Here is a 25,111-nt window from a genome sequence, read left to right on the forward strand (position 1 = left end):
GCGCACGCCAAAATGAGCGTTTTCGAGTGCTGCGCAACGCGCGGCACTCGAAAACGCCCTTAACCCGAACTCAGGTTATCAAAAGTGCTGAACAAGCCTCATAACGAAAAGGGCTGGCATTTGCCAGCCCTACATAATATTCGAGGTTACAAACAAGACCGGTCTACTGTTATTACAGCGCCATATCTGTTGGATTAACATCCACCGGACGGCTAACAACGGGAATTGATGTAGTTGATGCATTCAGCATCGGAGTCTTTGCTACGGAACCATCTGCCAGGGTAAAGAGTGGATTGGATAGAATTCCTGCTAAAGACGTAAAAATCAGAGCAATCACAATGGTGATTTGCAAAGGCCGCATCCCTGTCAAGTTCCAGCGGATTGGTGGGTAGTTCTTAACGGCTTCGGACATTTCATCCGGTTCTTTCACCACCATCATCTTCACCACACGGATGTAGTAGTAGATAGAAACCACGCTGGTAATTAGACCCACTAGGACGAGACCATAGGCACCCGATTGCCAACCCGCCCAGAACAGGTACAGCTTTCCAAAGAAACCAGCCAGGGGAGGAATACCCCCCAGAGATAGTAGACAGAGGCTCAGTGCCAAAGTCAACAGAGGGTCTTTCTGATAAAGGCCGCTGTACTCATTAATTTCATCTGTTCCAGTTCGCAGACTGAACAGAATCACACAAGCAAAGCCGCCCAGGTTCATGAACAGGTACACCAGCAGGTAGAACACCATGCTGGAGTAGCCAGCCTCGGTTCCCAGCACCAATCCAATCATTACGAATCCGGCCTGGGCAATTGAGGAGTAGGCCAACAGACGTTTCATGCTGGTTTGAGCCAGTGCCACCACATTCCCCAACACCATGCTGAGGATAGCCAGCGCCGTCAATACAAAATGCCATTGTTCCGCAACCAGCGGGAAGGCGTTTACCAACAGCCGGATCGCCAGAGCAAAACCTGCCGCTTTAGAACCTACAGATAAGAAAGCTACTACTGGGGTAGGAGACCCTTCGTAAACGTCAGGAGTCCACTGATGGAAAGGCACTGCTGCGATTTTAAAGGCGATCCCAGCAATTACAAAAACTAGCGCGACTACTAGACCCAGAGAATCTTGGACGCCGTTCTCAACAATGCTGGCCGTAATAGAGCTCAGACGGGTTTCACCACCAGACAAGCCATACAGCAAGGAGATACCGTACAGGAAGATCGCCGAGCTGGCAGCACCAATCAACAAATACTTCAGGGCTGCCTCATTCGAGCGGGGATCTCGCTTCATGTAGCCCGTCAGTAAATAGGAGGAGATACTGAGAGTCTCCAGTGAAACGAAGACCATCACCAACTCATCGGCTCCCGAGAGGAACATGCCGCCGATAGTGGCCGTAAGCAGAATCGTGATGAATTCCGCAAGGGAGGTGCCAGATTGTTCGACGTAACGAATCGACATGGGGATGGTGACTGCCGCAGAGAGCGCCACGATTCCCCGGAAAACTACGCTGATAGCATCGCCGTTGAAACTGCCCAGGAAGGAGATGGGGGCGGTGGTATCCCACTGATAGTAGAGGGAACCGACCGCTGCCAAAAGGCCGGCGATCGCCACATAGGGCGTCCATTTCGTCGAACTGCGACCAACAATTAAATCACCCACAAGGGTCACCATCAGAGTAATGATGACGATGCCCTCGGGCAGGATAGCTCCTGCGTTGAGTTGGGCTGAAAGGTTTGCGAAATCCATACAGGTTGCGGGATCAAACGGGTGAGCACAGAATTAGGCAGTTGAGGAAGACGGATCAGACGTATTATCTGAGAACCCAGACCAGAACTCCGACAGATCAGGTCAGAATCGAGCTGGCACCGTGTCCTTGTCCCCTCGTCTCACAACGGCAATACCGTCACAAGTGCATCATACCTTGCTATATCGGTAGAAAAGGGGTTTTGAATTGTGATGAACTTTTGTTATTCACATACGTTCCATAAGGACATGTCTATTATGGAAAAAACAATCGCCGTGTTGTTGCACTCTGGCACGATTCATGGCTAGGTTGGAAGCAACCTGGGTTAGGCTTCAGAAGGCACTCGCTTCATCCCTAACCTTTCTTGCCTCACCCAAAGCCAGCCCCCGGGCCCTGCCCCGCTGCTTCTTAACCCCTGCCTCGTATCTTTGAACTGCATCCAAGCTCATGTCTAAGCTCGTTATTGTTGAATCTCCCACAAAAGCAAAAACCATCCGCAACTACTTACCGCCGGGGTACCGGGTGGAAGCTTCTATGGGGCACGTACGAGACTTGCCCCAGTCGGCAAGCGACATTCCCACCAACCTCAAAGGCGAAGAGTGGGCAAAGATTGGCGTCAATGTAGGGGATGATTTCGACCCCCTCTATATCATTCCACAAGACAAAAAGAAGGTTGTTAAGAGCCTGAAAGACGCCCTGAAAGAGGCGGATGAGTTGGTACTGGCAACTGACGAAGACCGCGAGGGAGAGAGCATTAGCTGGCACCTGCTACAGGTGCTACAGCCTAAGGTGCCTATCAAGCGAATGGTCTTCCACGAGATTACTGAAGAGGCCATTCAAGGCGCTCTAGAAAATTGTCGCAACGTTGATGAGCAATTGGTTCGGGCTCAGGAAACCCGACGAATTCTCGATCGCTTGGTAGGTTACACACTGTCGCCCCTGCTTTGGAAAAAGATTGCCTGGGGCCTGTCCGCTGGCCGGGTACAGTCCGTCGCGGTGCGCCTACTGGTACAACGGGAGCGGGAGCGGCGTGCCTTCCGGAAAGGTAGCTATTGGGACTTAAAAGCTCTACTGGCTCAGGAAAAAGTTCCCTTTGAAGCGAAGCTCGTTTCGGTAGGTGGGACCCGGGTTGCCACCGGTGCTGACTTTGATGAAGCCACCGGCCACGTCATTGAAGGCCGCAACGTCCTTTTATTAGATGAAGCTGCTGCCTACGCCCTTCAGGAGCGCTTACAAACAAGCACTTGGACGGTCACAAACCTGGAGGAACGCCCCTCCACCCGTAAACCCGCTCCTCCCTTTACCACCTCCACTTTGCAACAGGAGGCTAACCGAAAGCTGCGGCTCTCTGCTCGGGACACGATGCGTACCGCTCAGAGCTTGTACGAGCAGGGCTACATTACCTATATGCGTACGGATTCGGTACACCTATCGCAACAGGCGATCGCTGCTGCCCGTTCCTGTGTTGAAGCTATGTACGGTGCTGAGTACCTCAGCCCCCAAGAGCGTCAGTACACCACCAAGAGCAAAGGCGCTCAGGAAGCTCACGAAGCCATCCGTCCGGCTGGAACCACCTTCCGTACTCCCCAGCAAACAGGGCTAAGTGGCCGCGACCTGCAACTCTACGACCTGATCTGGAAGCGTACCGTCGCAACCCAGATGGCCGAAGTGCGTCAAACGCATATTACCGTTCAGATTGAAGTCGAAGACGCTGGATTCCGCGCCTCTGGTAAGCGGATTGACTTCCCCGGCTTCTTCCGGGCCTATGTGGAGGGATCAGATGATCCTGATGCAGCGATCGAGAGTCAAGAGGTCATTTTGCCGACTCTGCGGCAGGGGGATCACCCAGAGTGTCGGGAATTGGAGGCGATCGCCCACGAAACCCAACCCCCTGCCCGCTACACTGAAGCAACTTTGGTGAAAACCCTGGAAAGTGAAGGTATTGGTCGTCCCAGTACCTACGCCAGCATTATTGGGACCATTCAGGATCGGGGCTATGCCCAGATGGTGAACAATAGCCTGATCCCCACATTCACAGCCTTCGCGGTGACGAACTTACTGGAGCAGCACTTCCCCGATCTGGTGGATACCAGTTTCACCGCTCGTATGGAGCGCACCCTTGATGAAATTTCTACGGGGGAAGCTGAGTGGTTGCCCTACCTGCGGGAATTCTACCTGGGACAAACAGGATTAGAAACTCTGGTCAAAGAGCGGGAAAACCAGATCGACCCCAGCGAAGCTCGCACTATTGATCTTGAAGGGCTGGAGGCCAGAGTTCGAATTGGCCGTTACGGAGCCTATTTAGAAACTGAGAATGGCGAAGAGGCCGTCAAAGCTTCTATTCCCCAAGACCTGACCCCGGCGGACTTGGATCCCCAACAGGTCGAGGTGATCCTGCGGCAGAAAACCGAAGGACCAGACAAAGTTGGCCTCTATCCGGAAACAGGCGAACCGATTTACATGCGCATTGGTCCCTATGGCCCCTATGTCCAGCTGGGGGATGAGTCGGAGGCTAATCCCAAGCCGAAGCGTACGTCTCTCCCGAAAGGGGTCAAGCCTGAGAACGTGACGTTGGAGATGGCTGTTGGTCTCCTCTCGCTGCCACGCAATCTGGGTACCCATCCTGAGACCGGGGCCAAAATTCAGGCAAACTTGGGGCGGTTTGGCCCTTACGTTATGCATTCTAAAGGGGCGGAGGGCAAGCCAGAATACCGTTCCCTCAAAGCTGGGGATGATGTCCTGACTGTAACTCTAGATCGGGCACTCGAATTATTAGCCGAGCCAAAAGGAACCCGTGGCCGTTCTTCTACACCTCTACGGGAATTAGGCCCGCACCCGGCGGATGGAGAGTCCGTAAACGTGTACAAGGGACCTTACGGGATCTATGTCAAACACGGTAAGGTTAACGCGACCTTACCTGAAGGGGAAACAGTGGAATCTATCACGATGGAGAAAGCACTGGAGCTAATTAACGCTAAAGCAGGCACTAAGAAGTCGAGTGGTCGTACATCTCGGGCCGCAGCTGGTAAAACCACCACAGCAAAAGGTAGTACCGGTAAAACCACCACAAAGAAGAGCACGACGAAGAGCACCCGTGCAGCGGCGAAATCTACAAGTACGGGTAAAAGCACCCGCACCAGCAACCGTAAACAGACAACATAGTGGCTTACTTTATAAGGGCCTGCTGTTGTTTGGTGTTTATCTTTGCGTGAAGGGATACGCGAAATAGACCGGTGTAGGGTTGTTGTAGAAAGGTCACCCTGGCCCCTGCAGCAACCTTATATAGCTTTGAAATAGAATTCTGAAACTGAAAAGATTGGAAATGTTTTTAATTTCTTGACGGAGCCCTCGTGGTTGGTCAATTGTAGTGTTTGTGTGGTGTGTATACTTCGCACGTTAAACCATCCGAAAGGCTAGTAGACCCCCGTTAGCCCGTCGTAGTCTGAGTCAGCCGTGTCAGAATGGCAAGAGTGCAGAACGTGAGAAAGCAGCATGGACATTAAAGACGGCTTTGTGAGCACCGTCGGAAATACGCCTTTAATCCGGCTTACAAGCTTTTGTGAAGAAACGGGTTGTGAAATTTTGGGCAAGGCCGAGTTCCTCAATCCTGGCGGTTCCGTGAAGGATCGTGCGGCCCTTTATATTATTGAAGATGCCGAAAAGAGGGGGCTGCTGAAGCCTGGGGGTACTGTCGTTGAGGGTACGGCGGGCAATACTGGGATCGGGTTGGCCCACATTTGTAATGCCAAGGGCTACCGTTGTCTGATCGTCATTCCGGAAACCCAGTCTCAGGAAAAGATGGATCTGCTGCGGACTCTGGGAGCCGAAGTACGTCCTGTACCTGCAGTGCCCTACAAGGATCCCAACAACTACGTGAGATTGTCGGGCCGGATCGCCGGGGAAATGGAGAACGCTATCTGGGCTAACCAGTTTGATAATCTGGCTAATCGGCGATCCCACTATGAGACAACAGGCCCCGAAATTTGGGCTCAAACGGAAGGCAAAGTGGATGCTTGGGTTACAGCTACAGGTACAGGTGGTACCTACGCCGGGGTTGCCATGTTCCTTAAAGAGAAGAACCCACACATTCGTTGTGTTGTAGCCGATCCAATGGGGAGTGGTATCTACAGCCACTTCAAAACTGGGGAAATTCAGGTGCAGGGCAGTTCTGTTACCGAAGGCATTGGCAGTAGCCGCATTACGGCTAATTTGGAGGGAGCGCCTGTAGACGATGCAATTCAGGTAGAGGACCCGGAGGCTATCCGCGTCATTTACCAACTACTCCGAAAGGAAGGCTTGTTTATGGGTGGCTCTGTGGGAATTAATGTGGGAGCGGCGGTGGCCCTGGCAAAACAAATGGGACCGGGGCATACCATCGTGACTGTCCTATGCGATGGGGGTACTCGCTACCAATCGCGCCTGTATAACTCCCAGTGGCTTGCTGAGAAGGGGCTGACACCTGCTTAGCGAACGTTTGAGAAATAGCATTCCAAGAGAAAGAAGTAGAGACCGTGTGTCTCTACTTCTTTTTCTTGAAGAGTGCCAAGCAATGATAGCCACGCGCTTCGCGCATGCCAAAAGGGGCATTTTTGAGTGCTGCGCAACGCATACCACTCGAAAATGCCCCAACCCGAACTCAAGTTTATTAGATTGCCTTGGGAGCGTAGTGACGAGACACCAAGTCAACGCAACGATTCAACGTGTTGTTCAATCCTTGATTGAGACCCTGAATCATCGCATTAACAATATTTTGCAGCACGTCAGGCGGAATCTTTTCCTCCTGGAAGTACTGGGGATTCATGCCCCACTTGAGGATTTTGATAATGACTTCAGGGGGAACATTGGCAAAGGAAGTGGTGGCGATCGCCAACACAGCCTCTCCCGTTACCTTTTTAATTTCTGCTTGGGGCAGTGCTGGATCCAGGGTAGACGCTTCAATCTGCGCCAACTGATCGAACAGCGTGTCGTAGCAGAAGGGCGTCAGCTCAGCGACCAGCATGTGACCGACCGGATCATAATGGCGAGACAGGATCTCAGCAGCATTAATCAAGGTGTTGAGTTCGGAGGGATTGTCCCAGTCGATTTGTCCCCGGAAGAGGGGTTCCTCATAACCTGGCAAAATTCCCTGAAAGTAAATGCATAGATCCTTGCCCGACTCCAGAATCTTGTGAAGGGCCACTTCAAGGGTTTCTGTTGGCCATCCCAGGTTGCGGCACAGGACAAACTTCAGTTTTTTCGGCTCGGCAAAGACCAGAGCGTTCAGTAGCAGATGAACGGCCTCCCCAATGTTCTGGCCCACAATAAAACGATTCGGGGCATGGACATTGATGGGCCGATTCTGAGAGATTTTAGTGTCGAACTGTTCACAGAAGGAACTGTTGTTCAGCATGTGAGTGAAGCGGACCATGGCATAGGTGACGGTACCATGCTCAGAAGCGTGGGCAAACTGCCATTCACAGAGCTTCTTGGATGCCGCATAAACCTCTGCGGTGTAATAGCGAGACGCTTTACCCGTGGAGGAGAAGACGCACTTCTTGACGCCATAGGCCTCACACATGCGAATCAGATTGCGCGTACCAAAGATATTGCTGGTAACAGTCTCGTGGATCTGTACCTCGGCCAACCCGGGTAGGCGTTGAGCTGCCAAATGAAAAACCACTTCGGGCTTTTCTGCCGCAAACACCTGTTCGAGAGATGTAGCGTCACGCATATCGACGGCGTAGTGGGCGATCGCTGTATCCCCCATGACCCCTTCATCTAGAGGTTTTACCTCAGTAGTCGCATCACTACATCGTTCTTTATCGACGGAGACAATGCGGGCAGCACCCAACCGGGCTACGGCTTCCAACAAATGACGCCCAACATATCCCTCTCCTCCCGTAATTAGTACCCGCTTGTCTTTCAGTTCCAAACGGGCATCGTCTTCATAGAGGTGAATGTTACGTGTCCAAGCATCGTAGAAGGGATCGCCTTGAAGACACCCCTCATTCTTGTAGGCACGAATCAGCCGTTGGGTCAAATCTCGTAATTGTTGCAATAGATCGGGGTCAGTTGGTTCGGGAGCCCCAATGGGAACCAATGCCTGAATTTTGGCGATTACATCCGCCTTCCGCTCTATTGGGTCGGAAGCACCAACCGCTAGCCCATTTGAAGAGGAGGACTGAAAATTAGATGCCGTGCTAGAGCGGTCAAGGTCTGGACTATACATGCTCAGCTCCCAGTTATAAGGACAGTAAATCTCAAGCCTTACTAAGTGCGTTTAAAGTTCACTGTGATTTGAGAATGAAAATAAATACATGATTCTTTTACTGAACCAACCCCAGGAATTGTAAAGGCTTCATAAAGCCTGTTTCCAGGAGTTGCCTAAGCCACTTGAAATTTAGCAGAAGCACGAAAAAATCCCTTATGGGTAAATCTTCAACCGTGCAATCTCTTTAAAAAATTCATTGCTACTTTAAAGACTTGATAAACAGCAGACTCAGCTTCTTGGGGCGGTAAAGAGAATTACATCCTTAACAAAACTTATAAAACCCGCTGTTAAACTAGGCCATTTCTAAGCAGCTTGGGCAGTGCTTTTAGGAATGGAGTGAGTGTATCCATCCCAGCTGATTAAATGAAGACCATTGGGTTTTCTTTATCAATTAGCTCTGGGCTCCGAAGAAATGGGATATTGAGCATTCTCTAAATCCTTTAAGGAGGTAAACGGAACAGCTTCAACGCCTTCGTGAAGTGGGCGATCGCACTCCAATAGAACTTGGGCGGTAATACGAGGAGTGATTGATTCTAGTTGTGACATTTGCTCGGGGGTGAGCAGGATAAAATCTGGTTCGCCTTCCGATTCATCCACCTCAGTTTCCTCTAAAACCGACATCATGAGGCTTGCCAGGAGTAGGTTGGCAGCTTCAGACTCTACATCTTCTGCTGTAATTAGCATGGTCATCATGTGCTTTTGAGGGTGCGTCAGCACAGTCTTTAACAGCTGGATAAGTTTTTGATTCAATACGGTTTCATCTATCTCCCAATTTGGCCGAACCAGCAAATTAATTGCTCTTAAGTTGAATAGTTCTCCACAATCAGATTTGATTTGTTCAAACGCTTCTGTTTCTAAGCCAGATGGAGAGCAATACTCGTCGAGCGAAAGTTCCTCAATGGCTTTAATGTATTCGTCGCGCCACGCTCTAAGGTGGACATTCAAGTTTTCTTGATGCGCCTCAGGGACGAAGCTTTTACTCTGCCTAAACAGTCCTTCTTCTTTAACGAATGCCATGTCAGCTTGCCAGAGGGCCCCATCAGTAGGCCGGTATACTAAGTCGACAATGTCATAGATAACAAATCCTTGCGATCGCATCACATCTATCACGTCATGAATTTGCCCAAAGAGGCTAACCTCAATAATCAGATACTCCGTATCTTTTAGCGCTTGAGTTGCTCCTAGTAGTACATCGGGTTCATTACCATCTACGTCTAGCTTTATTAGGTAGGGCGGTTCTAACTCATACTGCTGGCAAATTTCATCCACGGTAATGGCTGGAACCTTACGAAGATAAGGATCAGCAACAGGTTCTGGAGGCGAAGTTTGGCTTTGAGTTTGATGTACGTTGGTAACAGAGGAGTGAGCAAGCTCGGGGCTGATGTGCAATTCTGCTATGCCTGACTGACTTGCCGCGGCCGCAATAATATATTCTGCATTGGGTAATTTGGAACAGAGCGTTGCCAGATAGGGTTCGTTTTCACTGACTGGCTCAATCATGAAATGTCTGGCGCGGGGAAAAGCATCATATAGCTCAAAGGTTCCCAGGGCTGCACCAACATCAATCACCGTTTTGGGTTCAAAGCCTTTGTTTTGTTTAAGATGCAGCAATCCGCTGAATATTCTGGATCTTGACATCGTTGAGTTATTCATGGCTCTGCTGGCAGGACTGCATCACTGAACAAAAATAGGTTGCCCAAAAAACGAAAAATTCGCTCTGTTTTATAGCTTGTAATGCTACGAAAGTTTGCAGGTGCTGTCCTGACAACATGAGCTAGATACGCTATGACTGAAAACACAGATCAGATTTGACTGCAAATGGTTCAGACCAACTTAGAAGCTCTTTGAAAACTCTTTGAAAAGCTATTGAAAAGGCTCATGCTCCACACTATTTAGATAGGAAACATCAACCTTTTCTAATAGCTTTTTAAGCTCTTTTGACGAATCAGGACTAAGATTTTGCTCCTTCACAATGTAGTTTTCGGCCTTGAATGGTGAAATGGAGCAGCTCCCGCAAAAGTATGTAGCCGATTCAGAAATTACGGTTCAAGTTCTACTGACAGCCCGCCAATTTTCTATCATTCACTCCTTTTTCTATGGCCAAGCCTCTTTCTGTGCAGCCCCCGCTGGAGTTCATTCCTCCCAACTTTCAAACCTGGGTTTGGTGGGGGGCGCGATCGCTCCTCCCCTACCGCCTGCGCTACAGCCATAACATTGCCGACGTCCAGGTTCAGCATATTGAGCGGTTGGTGGATCTGTATCACCAGTTTGAACAGGGCAAAGCACGCTTTCTCCTGGCCTTTCGCCATCCCAGCACGAGCGATCCTGAGTGCCTGCTGCACTTGAGCTCTTACGTATTACCCGCTGCTGCTCGACAACAGGGTGTGTCCTTATCGAATCCGACCCATTTTCACTTCATTTACGACCGTGGCATTCCTCTCTGGGCCGGGCAGTATGTGGGTTGGCTTTATTCACGGCTAGGAGGAATTCCCATCCGACGAGGAAAGGTTGATACCACAGGGTTACGGACGATTCGGCAGTTGTTTGTAGAGGGCCGCTTTCCGATCGCCGCCGCTCCTGAAGGGGCGACGAATGGACATAACGAGCTGGTCAGCCCTATTGAACCAGGAATTGCCCAATTTGGATTCTGGTGCGCTGAGGATTTGAAGAAGGGCGATCGCTCTGAATTGGTCTATATCTTGCCTGTGGGATTGCAGTATGACTTCATCAGTCCTCCCTGGCACCGCATGGCCCAACTTCTTCATCAGCTAGAGGTGGATAGTGGTCTAGTTCCAGAATCTGATTTCCTCTCGGTTTCTGCTGTGCAGGATGGTGTAACGCCTACTTCCGAACAGCAAACCCAACTCTATCAACGGCTTTTCCGTCTGGGAGTTTATTTGCTGGGCCTGATGGAAGAGTATTACTCCCGGTTTTATCGACAACCGGTAGCGACCTTGCAAGCCTCGGCTGGCACACGCTTGAGAGTTCCTGAAAATATTTCCAACGAGGCTCTGGCCGAGCGGCTTCAAGCCCTACTCAATAGCGCCTTGGGAGTTGCTGAACAGTTTTTTGGATTACAACCCAAAGGGTCACTCGCAGACCGTTGCCGTCGGCTTGAGCAGGCCGCTTGGGATCGTATCTTTCGTGAAGATATTAAGGACCTGGATGCCTTACCTGCTGTTGAGCGCGGGTTGGCTGATCGCATTGCCGAGGAATCTGACTTTCACATCTGGCACATGCGACTGGTGGAAACTTTTGTCAGCGTGACAGGCAACTATGTGCGAGAAAAGCCCTCGGCCGAGCGTTTCGGAGAAACTCTAACTCTCCTCTGGGATATGGTGTCCCGCTTAAAGGGACAGCACTCCTTTCCTTATCCTATGCTGGGGCAGCGTCGGGCCCGTCTTAGTATTGGGGAGCCCTTGTCGGTGAGCGATCGCATGCCCGACTACCACGCTAACCGTCGCCAAGCTGTTGCAGCCCTCACTCAAGACCTTCAAACTGCTCTAGAAGCCATGATTCAGGCATAGAAACATCCGCTTGCACCCATCTCTCTAGACATACTCGGCAATAAAACTTAATACCCGGAAACGCTGGAATCCTTTTCGGCTGCGCCCTTTCCCCCCATAATGGGGTTACTTCTTTGAGATAGTCCACCGGAACCCGGCGACCTCGCAGAGGGCGATCGCTCCGCTGGTTTTGGAAACCTTAGATTCATACATTAAGGAAGAGCACTCATGGTTCAACGTGGTTCTAAAGTACGCATCCTGCGTCCCGAATCCTACTGGTTCCAGGACACAGGTGTTGTGGCCTCCATTGACCAAAGCGGCATTAAGTACCCCGTGATCGTTCGTTTTGAAAAAGTCAATTATGCCGGTGTGAACACCAACAACTTTGCCCTCAGTGAAGTTGTTGAAGTGGAAGCACCTAAGAAAGCTCCTGCCAAGAGCTAATCGGCTCGTTGTTTTTTCAATACAACTAACCAAGGGGGACAGAGCTGGGCTAACCACTTCTGTGCCCCTTTGTTTTTGAAATGTGCTTATCCTAGCGTTAGAACCCAGCAATTCTCGGTATGGAATCAGACCCGAAAACTGCTTGCCTTCGGCAAGCAGTTTTCGGGCTTCAAAGCCAAGATTGCGCGCCCGACAGGCGCGCAATCTTGGCTTTGAAGCTCATAATGAGAATTGCTGGGAAGTCTACGGTTGGAATTAGGGTTAACGGCGGTGTGATATAGTTTGGGGAACATTGGGGCCAGTTGGCTAATCCATGTGATCTAATAGCTTTCCACGGTTTTTCATGCACGATTCCTCAGCGCCGCCGTCCGGCCAACGCACAGAACCCATCATTTTTTTTGTGCACATTCCTAAAACGGCCGGAACTACGCTCGGATCCATTATGGTTCGGCAGTATGGTCGAAAAAATATCTTTGCCTGCCATCCGGACCCTAGCGTTGTTGGGAAAACCCCTGAAGATTTCAAGCAAATGCCTGCTGAGGAACGCCTGCGGTACCGGGTCGTACGGGGGCATTTTGGCTATGGCATGCATGAAACCATTGGTGAGCCTGCCATCTATGTGACCGTACTACGTGATCCTCTTGACCGCGCCGTGTCGCATTATCATTACGCGCGAAAGCGGAAGGATCACTACCTGCACAAGCAGATCATGTCCCAGAATCTCGGGCTCAAAGAGTATGTCGTTAATGGCATTTCTCTGGAGATGGACAACGGTCAAACTCGTATGCTGGTTGGGCCGGAAGGCGATACAACGCCTTTTGGACAATGCCCTCCTGAGTTTTTAGAGCGGGCCAAGCAAAACCTGCGAGAACACTTCGCTGTGGTGGGTACCTCTGAGCGGTTTGACGAAACCCTCATTGTTGCCAAAGAAATTATGGGATGGTCGATGCCCCTCTACATGAGCTGGAACGTCAGCCATAACCGCATGAAACGGGAAGATGTGCCACTGGATGTGGCGGAGGCCATCTATAAGCACAATTCCATGGATGTGGAACTTTACCGCTACGTCGATGAGTTGTTGGATGAGTTGATTGCTAAGCATGTGCCTTTCTTCAAGCTCAAACTCGCCTGGTTTCGCAGCTTGAATTGGCTGTATACTCGATTCTTCAAGTTCAGTCGCTCCTTTCCAAAAGACTGGCAGGAAAAACTCGATCGCAATTTCTTCAAACTCGTTTGGGAAGACTAGTACGCTGAGGCAGAAATCCATCACCTATGTTTTGCGTGGGGTGCTTCGCACCCCACGCAAAACATAGGTTGCGAACTTAGGCCGCAGCCTACTAGCCTTAATTGCTTGTGACAGAGCCTCTTGTAGAAAAATTTCTGCAAGAGGCTCTGTCTAATAAATTAATGGCAGATAAAGTCCATAACTGTCAGCAAATTCAGCCACTTCCTATAATGTAGGGTGGAGTCTTAGCGTCTCCTTACTTTTTCACTGTCGTTACCATGACCACCGAACTCCAGACTGAGATTGCCTCCGCCGTTGAGCAGCGTCGGAATTTTGCCATCATCTCTCACCCAGACGCTGGTAAAACAACCCTTACGGAAAAACTGCTGCTATACGGAGGGGCCATTCACGAAGCCGGAGCGGTGAAAGCTCGTCGGGCACAACGTCATGCCACTTCCGACTGGATGGAGATGGAGCAGCAACGGGGTATTTCGATTACCTCTACCGTGTTGCAGTTTGAGTATGGCGGTTACAACATTAACCTGCTCGATACTCCCGGTCACCAAGATTTTAGCGAAGACACTTACCGTACCCTGGCCGCCGCCGATAACGCGGTGATGCTGGAAGACGCCGCCAAAGGTTTAGAACCTCAAACCCGCAAACTGTTTGAAGTGTGTCGTATGCGGGGTATCCCCATCTTCACCTTCTTCAACAAGCTCGACCGTCCGGGGCGTGACCCCTTTGAGCTGATGGATGAGATTGAGCAGGAGTTGGGGCTGGCGACCTACGCCGTCAACTGGCCGATTGGGATGGGCGATCGCTTCAAAGGCGTCTTCGATCGCCGCAAACGTCAGATCCACCTGTTTGAACGCAGCGCGCATGGTAGCCGCGAAGCTCTTGACACGGTTATTGATCTGGGCGACCCCCGGATTGAGGACCTGCTGGAGAAGGAGCTTTATCACCAGTTCAAAGAGGAATTGGAGTTACTGGAAGGGGTCGGAACTGAGTTTGATCTAGAAAAGATTCACGCTGGGGAACTTACTCCTATCTTCTTTGGTAGTGCCATGACCAACTTTGGGGTAGAGCTATTCCTGGAATCCTTCCTGGACTATGCTTTGAAACCGGCGCCACGGCGCAGTACCCGAGGAGATGTCGAACCCACGGAGCCAGACTTTTCGGGGTTTGTGTTCAAGTTGCAAGCCAACATGGATCCGAAACATCGCGATCGCATCGCCTTTATTCGAGTCTGCTCTGGCAAGTTTGAGAAAGACATGGTGGTTAAACACGCTCGTACGGGCAAGACCGTACGATTGTCTCACCCGCAAAAGCTCTTTGGCCAGGGGCGGCAATCTCTAGATGAAGCCTATCCCGGTGATGTAATTGGTTTAAACAACCCAGGGATGTTTGCTATTGGCGATACCATTTACGTCGGTTCCAAGCTGGAATTTGAAGGTATTCCCTCTTTCTCCCCGGAACTCTTTGCGTACCTGCGTAACCCCAACCCCTCGAAATTCAAGCAATTCCAAAAGGGCGTTACAGAGCTGCGCGAAGAGGGTGCGGTTCAAATTATGTACTCTACGGATGAGGCCAAACGAGAACCCATTCTTGCGGCCGTTGGGCAACTGCAATTTGAAGTTGTCCAGTTTCGTCTACAAAATGAGTACGGCGTCGAGACACTGCTTGACCCGTTGCCCTTCAGTGTGGCCCGTTGGGTCGGCGGTGGTTGGGCCGCTATGGAGAAAGTAGGGCGTCTATTCAACACCGCGACGGTGAAGGATAGCTGGGGTCGCCCAGTGCTTCTATTCAAAAATGAATGGAACTGCCAACAAGTGGAAGGCGAGCACCCAATCCTAGACTTGCGACGGGTCGCGCCTGTGGTATCGGGACAAGAACCTGTTCAAGTTTGAGACAGGTTTCTTGCAAACGCTGAAGTGCCCTGTTTTGATGTACGCGAGGCGTACGTCAAAACAGAGCTTTGAGTGCTTGCAGCGTACGGCACAACCTTTTGAGACCTATGTTTAACGACAACCACCTACTTGCCAAAAGGGGAGAGGTAAAGCAAAGCCTCATCTCTCCCTTCTTGATGCGGGCTTGATAAACCCTGCTATGCAAACTCTTGGCTGTTTTTGAATGCGTTGACCAGCCTCTACAAATAGATTTTTTATCGCTCTGGAGTATTCTTAGGGCGTACTGACGATCGGCGATCGCTGAACTATACTGGCTTTTTGAGGTACGCCACTTAGGGGATATGGTCGATCCGTCTGATTCATCTGCCAAACGTCGGTCTTCTCGGCCACATCGCCGACCGTCAGCTCTTAAAGCAGGGCTTGTAGCTGTTCAGAAGAAGGAATACCGCGAAGCGATCGCTCTACTGCAAGGGGTCGCCCAGGGAGCACGGGACCCCGACAGCCAGGTCAAAGCACAAGTGGGTTTAGTGAAAGCCTACGCCGGTCTGGGGCGTACACAGGAGGCCGTTACACTTTGCGAACAATTGACGGCGCATCCCAACCCCTCGGTGTACCAGTGGGCAAACCAGATGCTCCGGCAACTTCAGGGTACTGCACGAGATAAGGGAACTGCTACTACTTCCAATACCGCACTAGATGACGACTTGGCCGCAGGGTTAACAATACGGCGTTCAACCTCCTCACCTAAAACTGTGCAACCAACGGGTATACCGACTTCGGTGCCCAAGACGGTGCAACAAACCAGAGTACCAACCTCGGTGCCCAAGACGGTGCATGCCAAGGTTGCAAGTGTCACTACCTCAACCCCAACCATCCCCCCTCGGTATCCCGGCTCTACATCATCCGATTCCTTCTGGCGGCAAGCAGGCCGCGCTCAGCAGAAGAGTTCTTTAGGGAATATTGACCAGGCAAAGTTATGGGTATTGGAAGCGGTTACTTTAGTGGGGCTTGTCGTCTGGCTCATTGCGCTGGTTCATTTCCTCCAGAGCATTTATAACGGCATCATCAACCGTATGGCCTTTGGCGACTTTAGCCTCCGAGGATGGGTCAATGATACCGATCCACGCTGGGTCGTATTTCCCCTGGTGGCGATCGCTCTCCTCTCGTCCTTCTGGGCTCTCCGGTTCCAGTTGAGACAAACAAAGGGGCTCAAACCTTTGACGTTCGAGGAGCTGAAGCAGTACAGCCCGGAAGCTGGCCAGGTATTGCAGACGTTTGCCAGACAACGACGGTCTTTAACTCCCACTCTTGGCTATCTTACGGATTCTGTACCCGTTAGTTTTACCTATGGCGGCTTTTGGTCGAAAAAAGCTCAGTTAGTGCTCAGTCGGGGGCTACTTGAGCAGTTAAGTGAGGAAGAAATTGCGGCTGTAGTGGCAGCGGAACTGGCTCATTTGCGATTTCGAGATGCAGCCGTGTTGTCAGCGCTGGTTACCCTGGCCCAGATTCCTTTTGGTATTTACTGGATAGTGGCGCAATGGGGCAATCGACGTAGCAATGTAATTTTGAAGGGGCTGGCTGTTGTCATTTCGGTTGTGAGCTATGGCATTTTTTGGAGCATTCGCTTGACCGGCCTGTGGCTATCTCGAATGCGGTTGTTCTATAGCGATCGCATTGCTTCTGAGATGACAAGTAACCCCAATGCCCTCACGCGGGCTCTGCTGAAAATGGCAATTGGTACTGCCAAGGAGGTCGAACATCAGGGTCAAACCCCGGCATTCCTAGAGCAATTTGATCTGCTTTCCCCCATTGGTGTTCAGTCAGCCCTGACCCTTGGGAGCCTGTATCCAACCTATCCAGGCGCTGCACTCCTGGAGTGGGATCGCAGCAATCCTTTCCGTCGCTGGCTTGCAATGCGGGATTCCCACCCACCTTTGGGCGATCGTCTCTACATCTTGGCTCGCTATGCTCAGCGCTGGGGGATTGATGCTGAAGTGGAGTTTTCTCCACTAACACGTCCGTCCCGGCCTACCCCTCAAGAATGGCAACCGATGGCACTTCAAGCCCTGCCTGCGTTGGGTCTGTTGATAGGGCTCATGGTGGGACAGGGGCTGTGGTGGTTTGGTTTGATGGCGGACCGCATGGGTTGGCTTTCCTTTGACTGGTTCCGCAGTGATTTTATCCATATGGTTAGCCTGTGCATTGGCTTTGGCATCACCACATTCCTGCGAATTAATCCCTTTTTCCCTGAAATCAAACGTCCGAACGACGTACCACTGGGCAATCTGCCTGAGCTGCTTTCTCCTCCTGGAGCCCTTCCAGCCAATGCTAAGGCTGTGCGCTTTCAGGGAACGTTGCTGGGGCGTCGTGGCGTTGCTAATGCTATAGGCCAGGATTTAATTCTAAAAACTGATGCAGGTTTACTGCGGCTGCACTTTTTGCCTGCTATTACGTCTAAGCAAAACCCACTGGCAGGTTGGCGCCAGTTGCAGGATTTTCTACATTGCTCTGTGATGGCAACCGGCTGGTTTCGTCGGGGTGTTACTCCCTGGTTAGATCTGGATGTCCTACAGTCCCAGAGCAGCAAGCCACTTCGGGCCGGGCACCCACTCTGGTCTACTGTTTTGGCCGGTTTACTTATCCTGTGGAGCTGCTACACCATCGTTCATGGTGATCTGTAGAGGTAATCCTACTCCCAGGCTGAAAACCCAATTTTGTTAATATGGCGAGCGAAGTCCACCATATTAACAAAACTGGGATTCACCCGCTCTGTAGTACCTATGTGCGAATGCGTTAAGTCTAGAAATGGTGATGTGGGGCACTTCGTGCCCCACATCACTGTACTGAATCAACGCGCACAGCGCTATATCTAAACCTTCTGCAACAGCCACAAACCGCTATAGGTTACTCCCGAGTCATCGGGTTGTACCAGTAAGAAGTGTAATCCTTGAGCTTTTGTCTGTCGCTCTTGAAAACTTTTAGCAGCAGCTTGTACATCGGGATCCTCGAACGTGGCCAAGACCCAGCGATCGGCTAACCCAGCATCCAGAATCAGACCATCTGGAGATCCAGGAATGTAAGACAAAAATGCTGGTTTGATAGAACCGAGCCATTGCGCCAACCGCATTGAAACCCGTCCCCCATCAATAATGACTCCAGGGATAGCCAGCGTCGAAGCAAGACCCAGATTGGCTGGCATCAAATCCTTTGGCATGGAGAAGATGGGAATGGGCTTGGCTGCAAAAGCGGGTTCGAGATCGGCCGCAGCGATCGACCCAAAACGCCAGCGATCGCCCCACAAGGTTTCAGGTACCGGCACTGGCGGCGGCATCTCAAGAGCTAAGGGATCATATGCCTGCCCTGTATATCCTGGCATCTGTACATAATCTGCTGCTCGCCTTTGTAGAAGCTGCTTTAGAACGGGTACATGGCGAGTCGCCTCAACCTCAATACCCAAGCGCTGAGCTGCTTCAGTCACCAAACTCAATGCTTGGGGGCGAAATACTTGTAATTTTTCAGGCAGTTTACCCCCTGCCATATATTGCAACTGTTGGGCGATCCAGGCCGCATTTGCTTCTTGTTGGGGGCATAGGGATAGTCCTCCAAAATCCGCCCCTGTCGCTTCGCAAACTACCAGTTCCCAAAGAGATTGCCCAGCTTCATCCTGCAACGGTCGTCGATAAAAATCCACTTGCCAAACGGTCATAGCTGCTTCCATCCAGGGGAGTTTATATCATGTCGGGTTAAATGTTTATGATGAAAAATGGCGCGGCGCAAAGCGCCGCGCCACTTTTCATCATAAACATTTAACTTTAATTGGTATTACCCGATAAATTATCTCAAGGGAACGGGAGGATGAAGATTCACCCTCCCGTTTTAGAAGAATTTAGATGTCTACTAGGCCATGCTTGCTAGTTGCGTGAAGCGTTGTTTTTAAGCGCGAAGCGTCTGAAAACAACGTTGTAGAACCGGCTCTGGAATCACCAATTGTCTGGGGTGCATCCCACTTTTGTAAGTGAAGCGGGCGAAGCCCGCTTCACTTACAAAAGTGGGATGCACCCATCGTCTCAACCTACCAGGGACGCCATTCGTCCCAATTCAGATTAAAGATGGAGGTATTGGGGAACGCTGTCGGGTTGCCATTCCGCTGCAACATGGCTTGCAGTTCGGCCAGCTTCGGCTCTGGGCGGGGCAAATTATCGACCAATTCGTAGGGCAAGATACCTTCGGAAAGCGCAAAGGATGCCGTTGTTCCCGCTGCTACGCCTGACGACCACTCAAAAGAATGAACGCGATAGGCCGCTGCTGCACTGTAGCTCGTGGCAATGTTCTTTCCGGCTACCAACATGTTGTCGATTTTTTGAGGAATCAGTGCAGACAATGGAATTTGAGCTGGATACGATGCCCCATGCGCTTGCCGAACACCAGGCCGCTCAATGTTGCCGGGTGCTTCTGGCGGCCCATAGGCCATACAGGGGTGGAAGTCGATCGCGTATTGGGCAATGCCGACAGAATCCGGATAAATAGTAGCCCGAGTGCGTCGCTGAATTTGCTCTGGGGGAGTTTGATTAAGAATAGCCGAGGTCGTCTCTAACCCTGCTAATCCAACCCATAGGCTCTGGTACTCCTGGGGCGATAGCGTGTTGCGGTAGTACTCATCCTGAAAGTTTGCCCAGGAAATGTCGATCTCGTTAATGGCAAAACCCTGATCATAGCCATAGGACGGACGACCAATGATGCGGCGCGACTCTCGAATATAGGGATATTTGGATAACCCATGTGCCGTCCCCATCGGTGAGCCAAAGCCTGACAGAAAGCGGTGGTTCGGAGCGGGTTGTTTCACGCCGTCTCCCAGTTGAGAATCCGTGTTGTCTGCCACGATCCAATAAAAGAAGCCGAGGGCCAGTTCTTCCCCAGAGCGCAAGGTTTCTGTCCGTAATCCACCCTGCCAACCACCCGGTTCTAGTTGGCCCTGGGCTTGAAGCTGATCGTGGGTCAGAATTAAGTTATCTTCGGAAGTACCGGGGCGATAATCATTTCCCCACACCCAATTCTGCATAGAAATATCCCCGGGTTTGGGCCGGGATACCCCAAACACTTTCTCTGTAGAGCGCGGCTCTGGGCTCCAGATACGGCGATAGGTGAAGATCACATCCACATCTGCTAAGCGTGGGTTTGGATCGAAACCATAGTAGGGGCGATAACGCTGGTAGAAGCTAGGCTCTTCGTACTGCTGTGGCTCCTCCGTACGCTCCATGGCAAAGGTGTAGGTAAAGCCCTGGGTGCAGTAGGGATCTGCAGTCGTTGTTGGAGAAGATGGGTTGACTGAGGAGCGTGGATCAATCCCAACGCGATAGGGTACATCGGTGAGAGCGACCAGTTCCCCAGTCTCAGTAGCTTCAATGACGTACCAGGGCGCAGGTTGAGGCGCTGTCTCATCGTCGTCGGGTGGTTTGGGAACGAAGCGAATAACGGATTTGGAAAGGCGATCGCTATCCTCATACCGATACGCGTCCTGAATCATAGAGGACAACGTTTCTGTGTTCAGCGGTGGTGTCCCAGGGGCAGGGGAGTGCTGAATAGCCGTTGCCGCCGTAATGAGATTACCTGCCGCGTTATATTGCAGCTCTTTAATAACGGTTGAGGGAAATAACTTGAGTTCTCCATCCCCCTCATCCTCAGCTTCCTCTAACATGTCCCGCAGGATGTCTTGGGCATCGTGGGGCAAGAAGCAGGACAGGCTCACCCAGCAATCCCCCGGGTTACGAATCCCATAGTTTTTCTCAATGCGGCGACGAAACTCCAGATATCCTTGCGGAAAATACAGCAGCTCCCGCTGCTTCCGGGATTCGTCCAGGGCTGACGTGCCCTGCGAGGTCAACTGCCCGCCAACCCAGTCGGTCAGTTCGGTCATACAGACCGTTCGTCCCATCTTTAAAGATTCAATGGCTGCACTCACTCCAGAAATTCCACCACCGACGATCAAGATTTCACACTCAACGGTTTGATCCGGGGTAGCGGTGGTAGTAGTGGAACGGGGCTGGGCCTGGGCGATCGCCACAGGCCAAATACTTAATCCGGACGCAGTCAGTATCGATCCCAGTACGGCTGAAAGGGACGATGTAAAGCGTTTCTTGAACATGAAATTCACCTGGGGCTTATGGGAAAGCAGCGGTAGATAGCGATTCCACCAGAAATCTTAATTCAGGCTTGTGGGGGCGGCAGCCGGATATCTTTTTCTGAAACCAAACGTACACAAACGATCCCCCGTGGATACAGGCGACGAAAGTGCGAACTATTTGGTTGCTTAGAGTTTAGCGCCCCCCATCCGGATCTTGTCTTCCTTCCGATGTGAGTAGGTTTTCCACAAAGGTATAAAGCTCTGATTCAGGCCGCTGATCTAACTGGTACCCCTTCAAATGGATCAGACCTTGAGCCAGTTCTGTAGCCCGTTTTTTATAGGCAGCACTGGCAGATAGGAAGTCTAAAAATACTTCTCGTTCAATGTGCTGGCGATCGGCTCCATCTGGCACATAGGATTCAAACTCCGTTTGCTCCGCTTCAAACTTCAGCAAGAAGATCAGAGCATTGGACTTTTCTTGCAGGTCGGACTTGAGTTGGCGAACATCTAAATCTAGCCGGTTAAAACCGATGTTTCCTTCAATTCGCAATTCCACAATGGGAGCTGTGTCGGGGCGGAGGTAGCCGGAGTGGGTGGCGTGTTCTAGGATGGCGATCGCCCCTTGCTCCACCTCCTCCATCGTCTCCTTCTCGGTCACTCGATGCCGTAGCCGCACAATCGGTCGCTGCTGATAATCCTGCTTTAGCTCGGCTCGAACACCTTCAGTATCAATCTCAACCAGATAAACTCCTCGATCGAAGTTTGTTTCCTCGACGCTATTCGCCTCGATCGAGCCGGGGTTAAAAACCCAACCGCCCTCGCTATAACTCTTGTGAATGTGCCCCAGAGCCAGATAATCTACCCCGGCTTCTTTTAGGGGCAGTAACTCGTTGTAACGTAAAGCTCCCTGATACCGTGCAATCTGCCCCTCAAGACCATGGTGGAACATCATCACAGTATTTGGGGGGCCCGGAGGCAGTTCCCGAATGGCTCCAGCAATTTGCACGATCGCCTGAGACGCTGTCGCACCGTACCAGTGAGAACCCAATACCCGCACACCACAGGGTAGGTCAATGTAACCGCCCCGTTTCTCCTCAGGATCCCAGGGTGCGTAGAAGGGTTCTCCCCCAGATACGTCTCCCGGTTCCAATAAAATCAAATTGCCCCACTCTGCCAGATAACGTAACCAGCTCGTACGCGTACCATAGGGCCGATTATCATGGTTGCCCTCAATGGCTAGAACTGGAATGCCTGCTTCCTCTAGTTCTTGAATGCAAAGCTGAGCCTGGTTCAGGATATTGGGTTGGATGGTGCGATGCTCAAACAGATCTCCGACGATGAGGACGAAGTCTACCGGATCAGCGATCGCATAGCGATACAGGGCATCCTGAAACGCCTCATAGAAGTCTCGCGTGCGCTCCTTGCTGTCGTAGCGGTCAAAGCCCAAATGCACGTCCGCCACATGGAGAAATCGAGCCATCGTGGTTATCCACCCGAACAAATGAACGCATTGTAGTCCAGAAACACAGGCCTTTGCTAGGGTGTATCGTCCAAAATACAACCCTGATTTTTTTGGAAAGCTCGACTACATCAAGCTTTCCAAAAAAACGGGGTTTTATTAAATTCACGTTTAATGAGTGTGTAGCGCGAAGAGTTCCTTTTATGAATTAGAGGCTCGTTGTGACAGCCGTTTATTTACCCAGCTGGCAACTCCACTGACGATCGACCCCAGCATCAGAATGCCAATGGCTGGCTGAAACAAGGGCTGCCAGAGCTTGTACCAGAGTTCCAACCCTAAGGGTGTATCGGTGTAGCGGCCAAGGACGGCGATCGCAAACCAACCAAAGGCTACAAACACAAAAAACAAGTTCCACATCAGAGCAGCATTTAGCCACCCGAGCAATTTATCTTTCATCCTTCCACCCACAGCACTATGTTTCTACTTGGATTTTGCCTTAAAACTAGCCCAATGATTTCCGTTGCTGAATGGACCTCCACCAGCAAGGCCCTCAGACCTTCTACGTAACCTGAGTTCGGGTTAAGGGCGTTTTCGAGTGCCGCGCGTCGCGCGGCACTCGAAAACGCTCATTTTGGCGTGCGTTTCGCGCACGCCAAAATGAGCACTTCAGCTTATCCCGAACTGAGGTTACGTAAATCGCTGCGCGACGAAGCCACGTGGCGATTCACACCCTCAGAAGTCGATTCATGCAGGAGATCTATTCTTCTGAAAGTCCTGGTTCTACGCCTGCAACATACCCGTAAAACCAGAAACTTTAAAGGAATGACCGATGGATGCTCCAAAGTGGGATACATCCAATGGGGGGAGGTTCGGTATGATGACGATGCGGCCCGTCGTCCACCGTTCAGGAGCAGCCCGTGGATTTTCGACAAATTGTTGGCTTTCGGCAGGTTAAAGATGAAGCAAACCTGCTGTACAAAACTCTGGAACCCATCCTCAAGTTGGATTCGCGCTATGCCGACTTGATGACGGTCGATCTGGCCAAGATTGTCCAGATTTGTGGACGCAGCAATAAGGAAATCAGCGCCACAGAATTGCTGGCCTTCCTGACCATCTATGCTCAGATTAAGCAGGATGCTGACAAACTCAACGCTGTGCAAACCTGGGAGTTTTCAGCAGCAGATCGACTGAAGTACCAAAAAGTGACGCTGCAAACCCTGCTGGAGTTGAACCAGACGCAACCCGGCGACGTGCTCAATCTGCCTACACTGCTCAACAAGTTGGATACTGAGACGGGCAGCCGTTATCGGGAAGCTGCGGTCAATGGCATTTACAAGTTTGCCCAGGTGCTGGTGAAAGCTGATGGTACTATCACCATGCAGGAAATGGAGGCCCTGTCGCAAATTTGGCAACTACTGCACCAGTTTCAGCCCATTGAGAGCTACGACAAGAAACTGACAGAGCTGATGACGGCGATCGCCCCCAAACAACCCGCTGCTGCCACGGCAGGCACAACATCAGCTCCCCCCAATGCGGCTTCTCCAGCCCCCCCCACTACTGATGAAAAGCCAGAGGAAATTCTCGAAAAAGCCCTGGCAGAACTGAACGAGCTGGTGGGTATGGAGAACATTAAGGAGGAAGTCAAAACCCTGACGAACTTCCTCAAAGTACAAAAGATTCGGGCAGAACGGGGATTAGCGCAAACCCCTGTTTCCTTGCATTCTGTATTTGGAGGGCCACCCGGAACCGGGAAGACGACGGTTGCTCGGCTGATAAGCCGTATCTTCAAGGGACTGGGCTTTTTGAAGAAGGGGCATCTGATCGAAACCGATCGCTCCGGACTGGTGGCCGGGTACATCGGACAAACGGCAAAGAAGGTTGATGACCTGGTACAGACGGCTTTGGATGGGGTGCTGTTCATTGACGAAGCTTATGCCTTGGTGCCTCGTGATTCAAGCGGTAGCCGAGATTTTGGTCAGGAAGCGGTAGATACGTTACTGAAGCGGATGGAGGATTATCGCGATCGCCTCGTCGTGATCGTTGCAGGCTACACCGACGAGATGGAGAATTTTGTCGAATCTAACCCTGGCCTGAAGTCGCGCTTTAATCGCTACTACTTCTTCAATGATTACGAACCCCAGGAGTTATTGCAAATTTACGAGAAGATGGCCAGTAAGAGCCATTTCCACCTGACGGATGGTGCCCGGCAGCGGTTACTGGCCGTGTTGAATGCGCTGTATGACGAGCGCGATCGCACCTTTGGCAACGGCCGCCTTGTCCGTAATCTGTTTGAGAAAACTCTGGAAAAGCAGGCCAATCGGTTAGCGGTCTCTCCCATGAATCTGACTGACGAGGAGCTGACAACCCTGACCGAGGACGATATTCCTGCACCCGCATCGGCTAGTGGTACGTTGCATTGGCGAACGCAGGCTTCTAGTCCCGGATCGTCGGGTTCGGTTA

The 25,111-nt window shown here is 51.3% G+C and carries 14 protein-coding genes and 1 pseudogene; 8 read left to right on the forward strand and 7 right to left on the reverse strand.

Features of this window, described 5'->3' with window-relative positions; translation table 11 throughout:
• Positions 1-172: 172 nt before the first annotated feature.
• A complete protein-coding gene (locus H6F91_RS03365; RefSeq protein ID WP_190771020.1) occupies positions 173-1,741 on the reverse strand; it encodes an NAD(P)H-quinone oxidoreductase subunit N in 1,569 nt (522 codons plus the stop codon).
• A 445-nt stretch (positions 1,742-2,186) separates the two neighbouring features.
• Here H6F91_RS03365 and topA point away from each other — a divergent pair, with 445 nt between their 5' ends.
• Entirely contained in the window at positions 2,187-4,901 is a 2,715-nt protein-coding gene (topA, locus tag H6F91_RS03370; protein WP_190771021.1) for a type I DNA topoisomerase, read from the forward strand.
• Positions 4,902-5,231: 330 nt separating this feature from the next.
• Positions 5,232-6,206 (forward strand): cysteine synthase A, encoded by a 975-nt coding sequence (locus H6F91_RS03375; RefSeq protein ID WP_190771022.1) that lies wholly within the window; start codon positions 5,232-5,234, stop codon positions 6,204-6,206.
• Between the two features lie 178 nt (positions 6,207-6,384).
• Here the strand turns inward: H6F91_RS03375 and H6F91_RS03380 are convergent, their stop codons facing one another.
• On the reverse strand, positions 6,385-7,947 hold the full coding sequence (locus H6F91_RS03380; RefSeq protein ID WP_190771023.1) for a polysaccharide biosynthesis protein: 1,563 nt from the start codon (positions 7,945-7,947) through the stop codon (positions 6,385-6,387).
• Positions 7,948-8,376: 429 nt separating this feature from the next.
• Positions 8,377-9,627, reverse strand: a complete 1,251-nt coding sequence (locus H6F91_RS03385; RefSeq protein WP_199330813.1) for an FkbM family methyltransferase — start codon at positions 9,625-9,627, stop codon at positions 8,377-8,379.
• 458 nt (positions 9,628-10,085) lie between these two features.
• On the opposite strand from H6F91_RS03385, the gene H6F91_RS03390 reads away from it, so the two are divergent.
• From H6F91_RS03390 to H6F91_RS03410, 5 genes are all read left to right on the forward strand, one after another.
• On the forward strand, positions 10,086-11,516 hold the full coding sequence (locus H6F91_RS03390; RefSeq protein ID WP_190771025.1) for a 1-acyl-sn-glycerol-3-phosphate acyltransferase: 1,431 nt from the start codon (positions 10,086-10,088) through the stop codon (positions 11,514-11,516).
• Between the two features lie 207 nt (positions 11,517-11,723).
• Positions 11,724-11,939, forward strand: a complete 216-nt coding sequence (locus H6F91_RS03395; RefSeq protein ID WP_190771026.1) for a photosystem I reaction center subunit IV — start codon at positions 11,724-11,726, stop codon at positions 11,937-11,939.
• Between the two features lie 343 nt (positions 11,940-12,282).
• On the forward strand, positions 12,283-13,185 hold the full coding sequence (locus tag H6F91_RS03400; protein WP_190771027.1) for a sulfotransferase family 2 domain-containing protein: 903 nt from the start codon (positions 12,283-12,285) through the stop codon (positions 13,183-13,185).
• 257 nt (positions 13,186-13,442) lie between these two features.
• A complete protein-coding gene (gene prfC / locus H6F91_RS03405) occupies positions 13,443-15,071 on the forward strand; it encodes a peptide chain release factor 3 (RefSeq protein ID WP_190771028.1) in 1,629 nt (542 codons plus the stop codon).
• 341 nt (positions 15,072-15,412) lie between these two features.
• On the forward strand, positions 15,413-17,752 hold the full coding sequence (locus tag H6F91_RS03410) for a zinc metalloprotease HtpX (protein ID WP_190771029.1): 2,340 nt from the start codon (positions 15,413-15,415) through the stop codon (positions 17,750-17,752).
• 188 nt (positions 17,753-17,940) lie between these two features.
• Here H6F91_RS03410 and H6F91_RS03415 read toward each other — a convergent pair whose 3' ends face one another.
• The 4 genes from H6F91_RS03415 to H6F91_RS03430 form a co-directional block, all read right to left on the reverse strand.
• Positions 17,941-18,777 (reverse strand): Tab2/Atab2 family RNA-binding protein, encoded by an 837-nt coding sequence (locus H6F91_RS03415; protein ID WP_190771030.1) that lies wholly within the window; start codon positions 18,775-18,777, stop codon positions 17,941-17,943.
• A gap of 366 nt (positions 18,778-19,143) precedes the next feature.
• Positions 19,144-21,213 (reverse strand): FAD-dependent oxidoreductase, encoded by a 2,070-nt coding sequence (locus H6F91_RS03420; RefSeq protein WP_190789223.1) that lies wholly within the window; start codon positions 21,211-21,213, stop codon positions 19,144-19,146.
• A 172-nt stretch (positions 21,214-21,385) separates the two neighbouring features.
• Entirely contained in the window at positions 21,386-22,672 is a 1,287-nt protein-coding gene (locus H6F91_RS03425) for an exonuclease SbcCD subunit D (protein WP_190771032.1), read from the reverse strand.
• Positions 22,673-22,852: 180 nt separating this feature from the next.
• Positions 22,853-23,107: a hypothetical protein gene (locus tag H6F91_RS03430; RefSeq protein ID WP_190771033.1), complete on the reverse strand. Its 255-nt coding sequence runs from the start codon at positions 23,105-23,107 to the stop codon at positions 22,853-22,855.
• A gap of 1,124 nt (positions 23,108-24,231) precedes the next feature.
• Between H6F91_RS03430 and H6F91_RS27780 the strand changes: the two are divergent.
• Positions 24,232-25,035 (forward strand): annotated as a pseudogene (locus H6F91_RS27780) (AAA family ATPase); the annotation flags it as partial.
• Positions 25,036-25,111: the final 76 nt, after the last annotated feature.

The organism is Leptolyngbya sp. FACHB-8 (genome assembly GCF_014695575.1).
Lineage (GTDB): Bacteria > Cyanobacteriota > Cyanobacteriia > Elainellales > Elainellaceae > Vacuolonema.

Excerpts from the sequence above, each read along its gene's own strand:
- H6F91_RS03375 (WP_190771022.1), top strand. The coding sequence starts at position 5,232 with ATGGACATTAAAGACGGCTTTGTGAGCACCGTCGGAAATACGCCTTTA.
- H6F91_RS03395 (WP_190771026.1), top strand. The coding sequence starts at position 11,724 with ATGGTTCAACGTGGTTCTAAAGTACGCATCCTGCGTCCCGAATCCTAC.
- H6F91_RS03420 (WP_190789223.1), bottom strand. The coding sequence starts at position 21,213 with ATGTTCAAGAAACGCTTTACATCGTCCCTTTCAGCCGTACTGGGATCG.
- H6F91_RS03390 (WP_190771025.1), top strand. The coding sequence starts at position 10,086 with ATGGCCAAGCCTCTTTCTGTGCAGCCCCCGCTGGAGTTCATTCCTCCC.
- H6F91_RS03430 (WP_190771033.1), bottom strand. The coding sequence starts at position 23,107 with ATGAAAGATAAATTGCTCGGGTGGCTAAATGCTGCTCTGATGTGGAAC.
- topA (WP_190771021.1), top strand. The coding sequence starts at position 2,187 with ATGTCTAAGCTCGTTATTGTTGAATCTCCCACAAAAGCAAAAACCATC.
- H6F91_RS03400 (WP_190771027.1), top strand. The coding sequence starts at position 12,283 with ATGCACGATTCCTCAGCGCCGCCGTCCGGCCAACGCACAGAACCCATC.
- H6F91_RS03380 (WP_190771023.1), bottom strand. The coding sequence starts at position 7,947 with ATGTATAGTCCAGACCTTGACCGCTCTAGCACGGCATCTAATTTTCAG.
- prfC (WP_190771028.1), top strand. The coding sequence starts at position 13,443 with ATGACCACCGAACTCCAGACTGAGATTGCCTCCGCCGTTGAGCAGCGT.
- H6F91_RS03415 (WP_190771030.1), bottom strand. The coding sequence starts at position 18,777 with ATGACCGTTTGGCAAGTGGATTTTTATCGACGACCGTTGCAGGATGAA.
- H6F91_RS03385 (WP_199330813.1), bottom strand. The coding sequence starts at position 9,627 with ATGTCAAGATCCAGAATATTCAGCGGATTGCTGCATCTTAAACAAAAC.
- H6F91_RS03365 (WP_190771020.1), bottom strand. The coding sequence starts at position 1,741 with ATGGATTTCGCAAACCTTTCAGCCCAACTCAACGCAGGAGCTATCCTG.
- H6F91_RS03425 (WP_190771032.1), bottom strand. The coding sequence starts at position 22,672 with ATGGCTCGATTTCTCCATGTGGCGGACGTGCATTTGGGCTTTGACCGC.
- H6F91_RS03410 (WP_190771029.1), top strand. The coding sequence starts at position 15,413 with ATGGTCGATCCGTCTGATTCATCTGCCAAACGTCGGTCTTCTCGGCCA.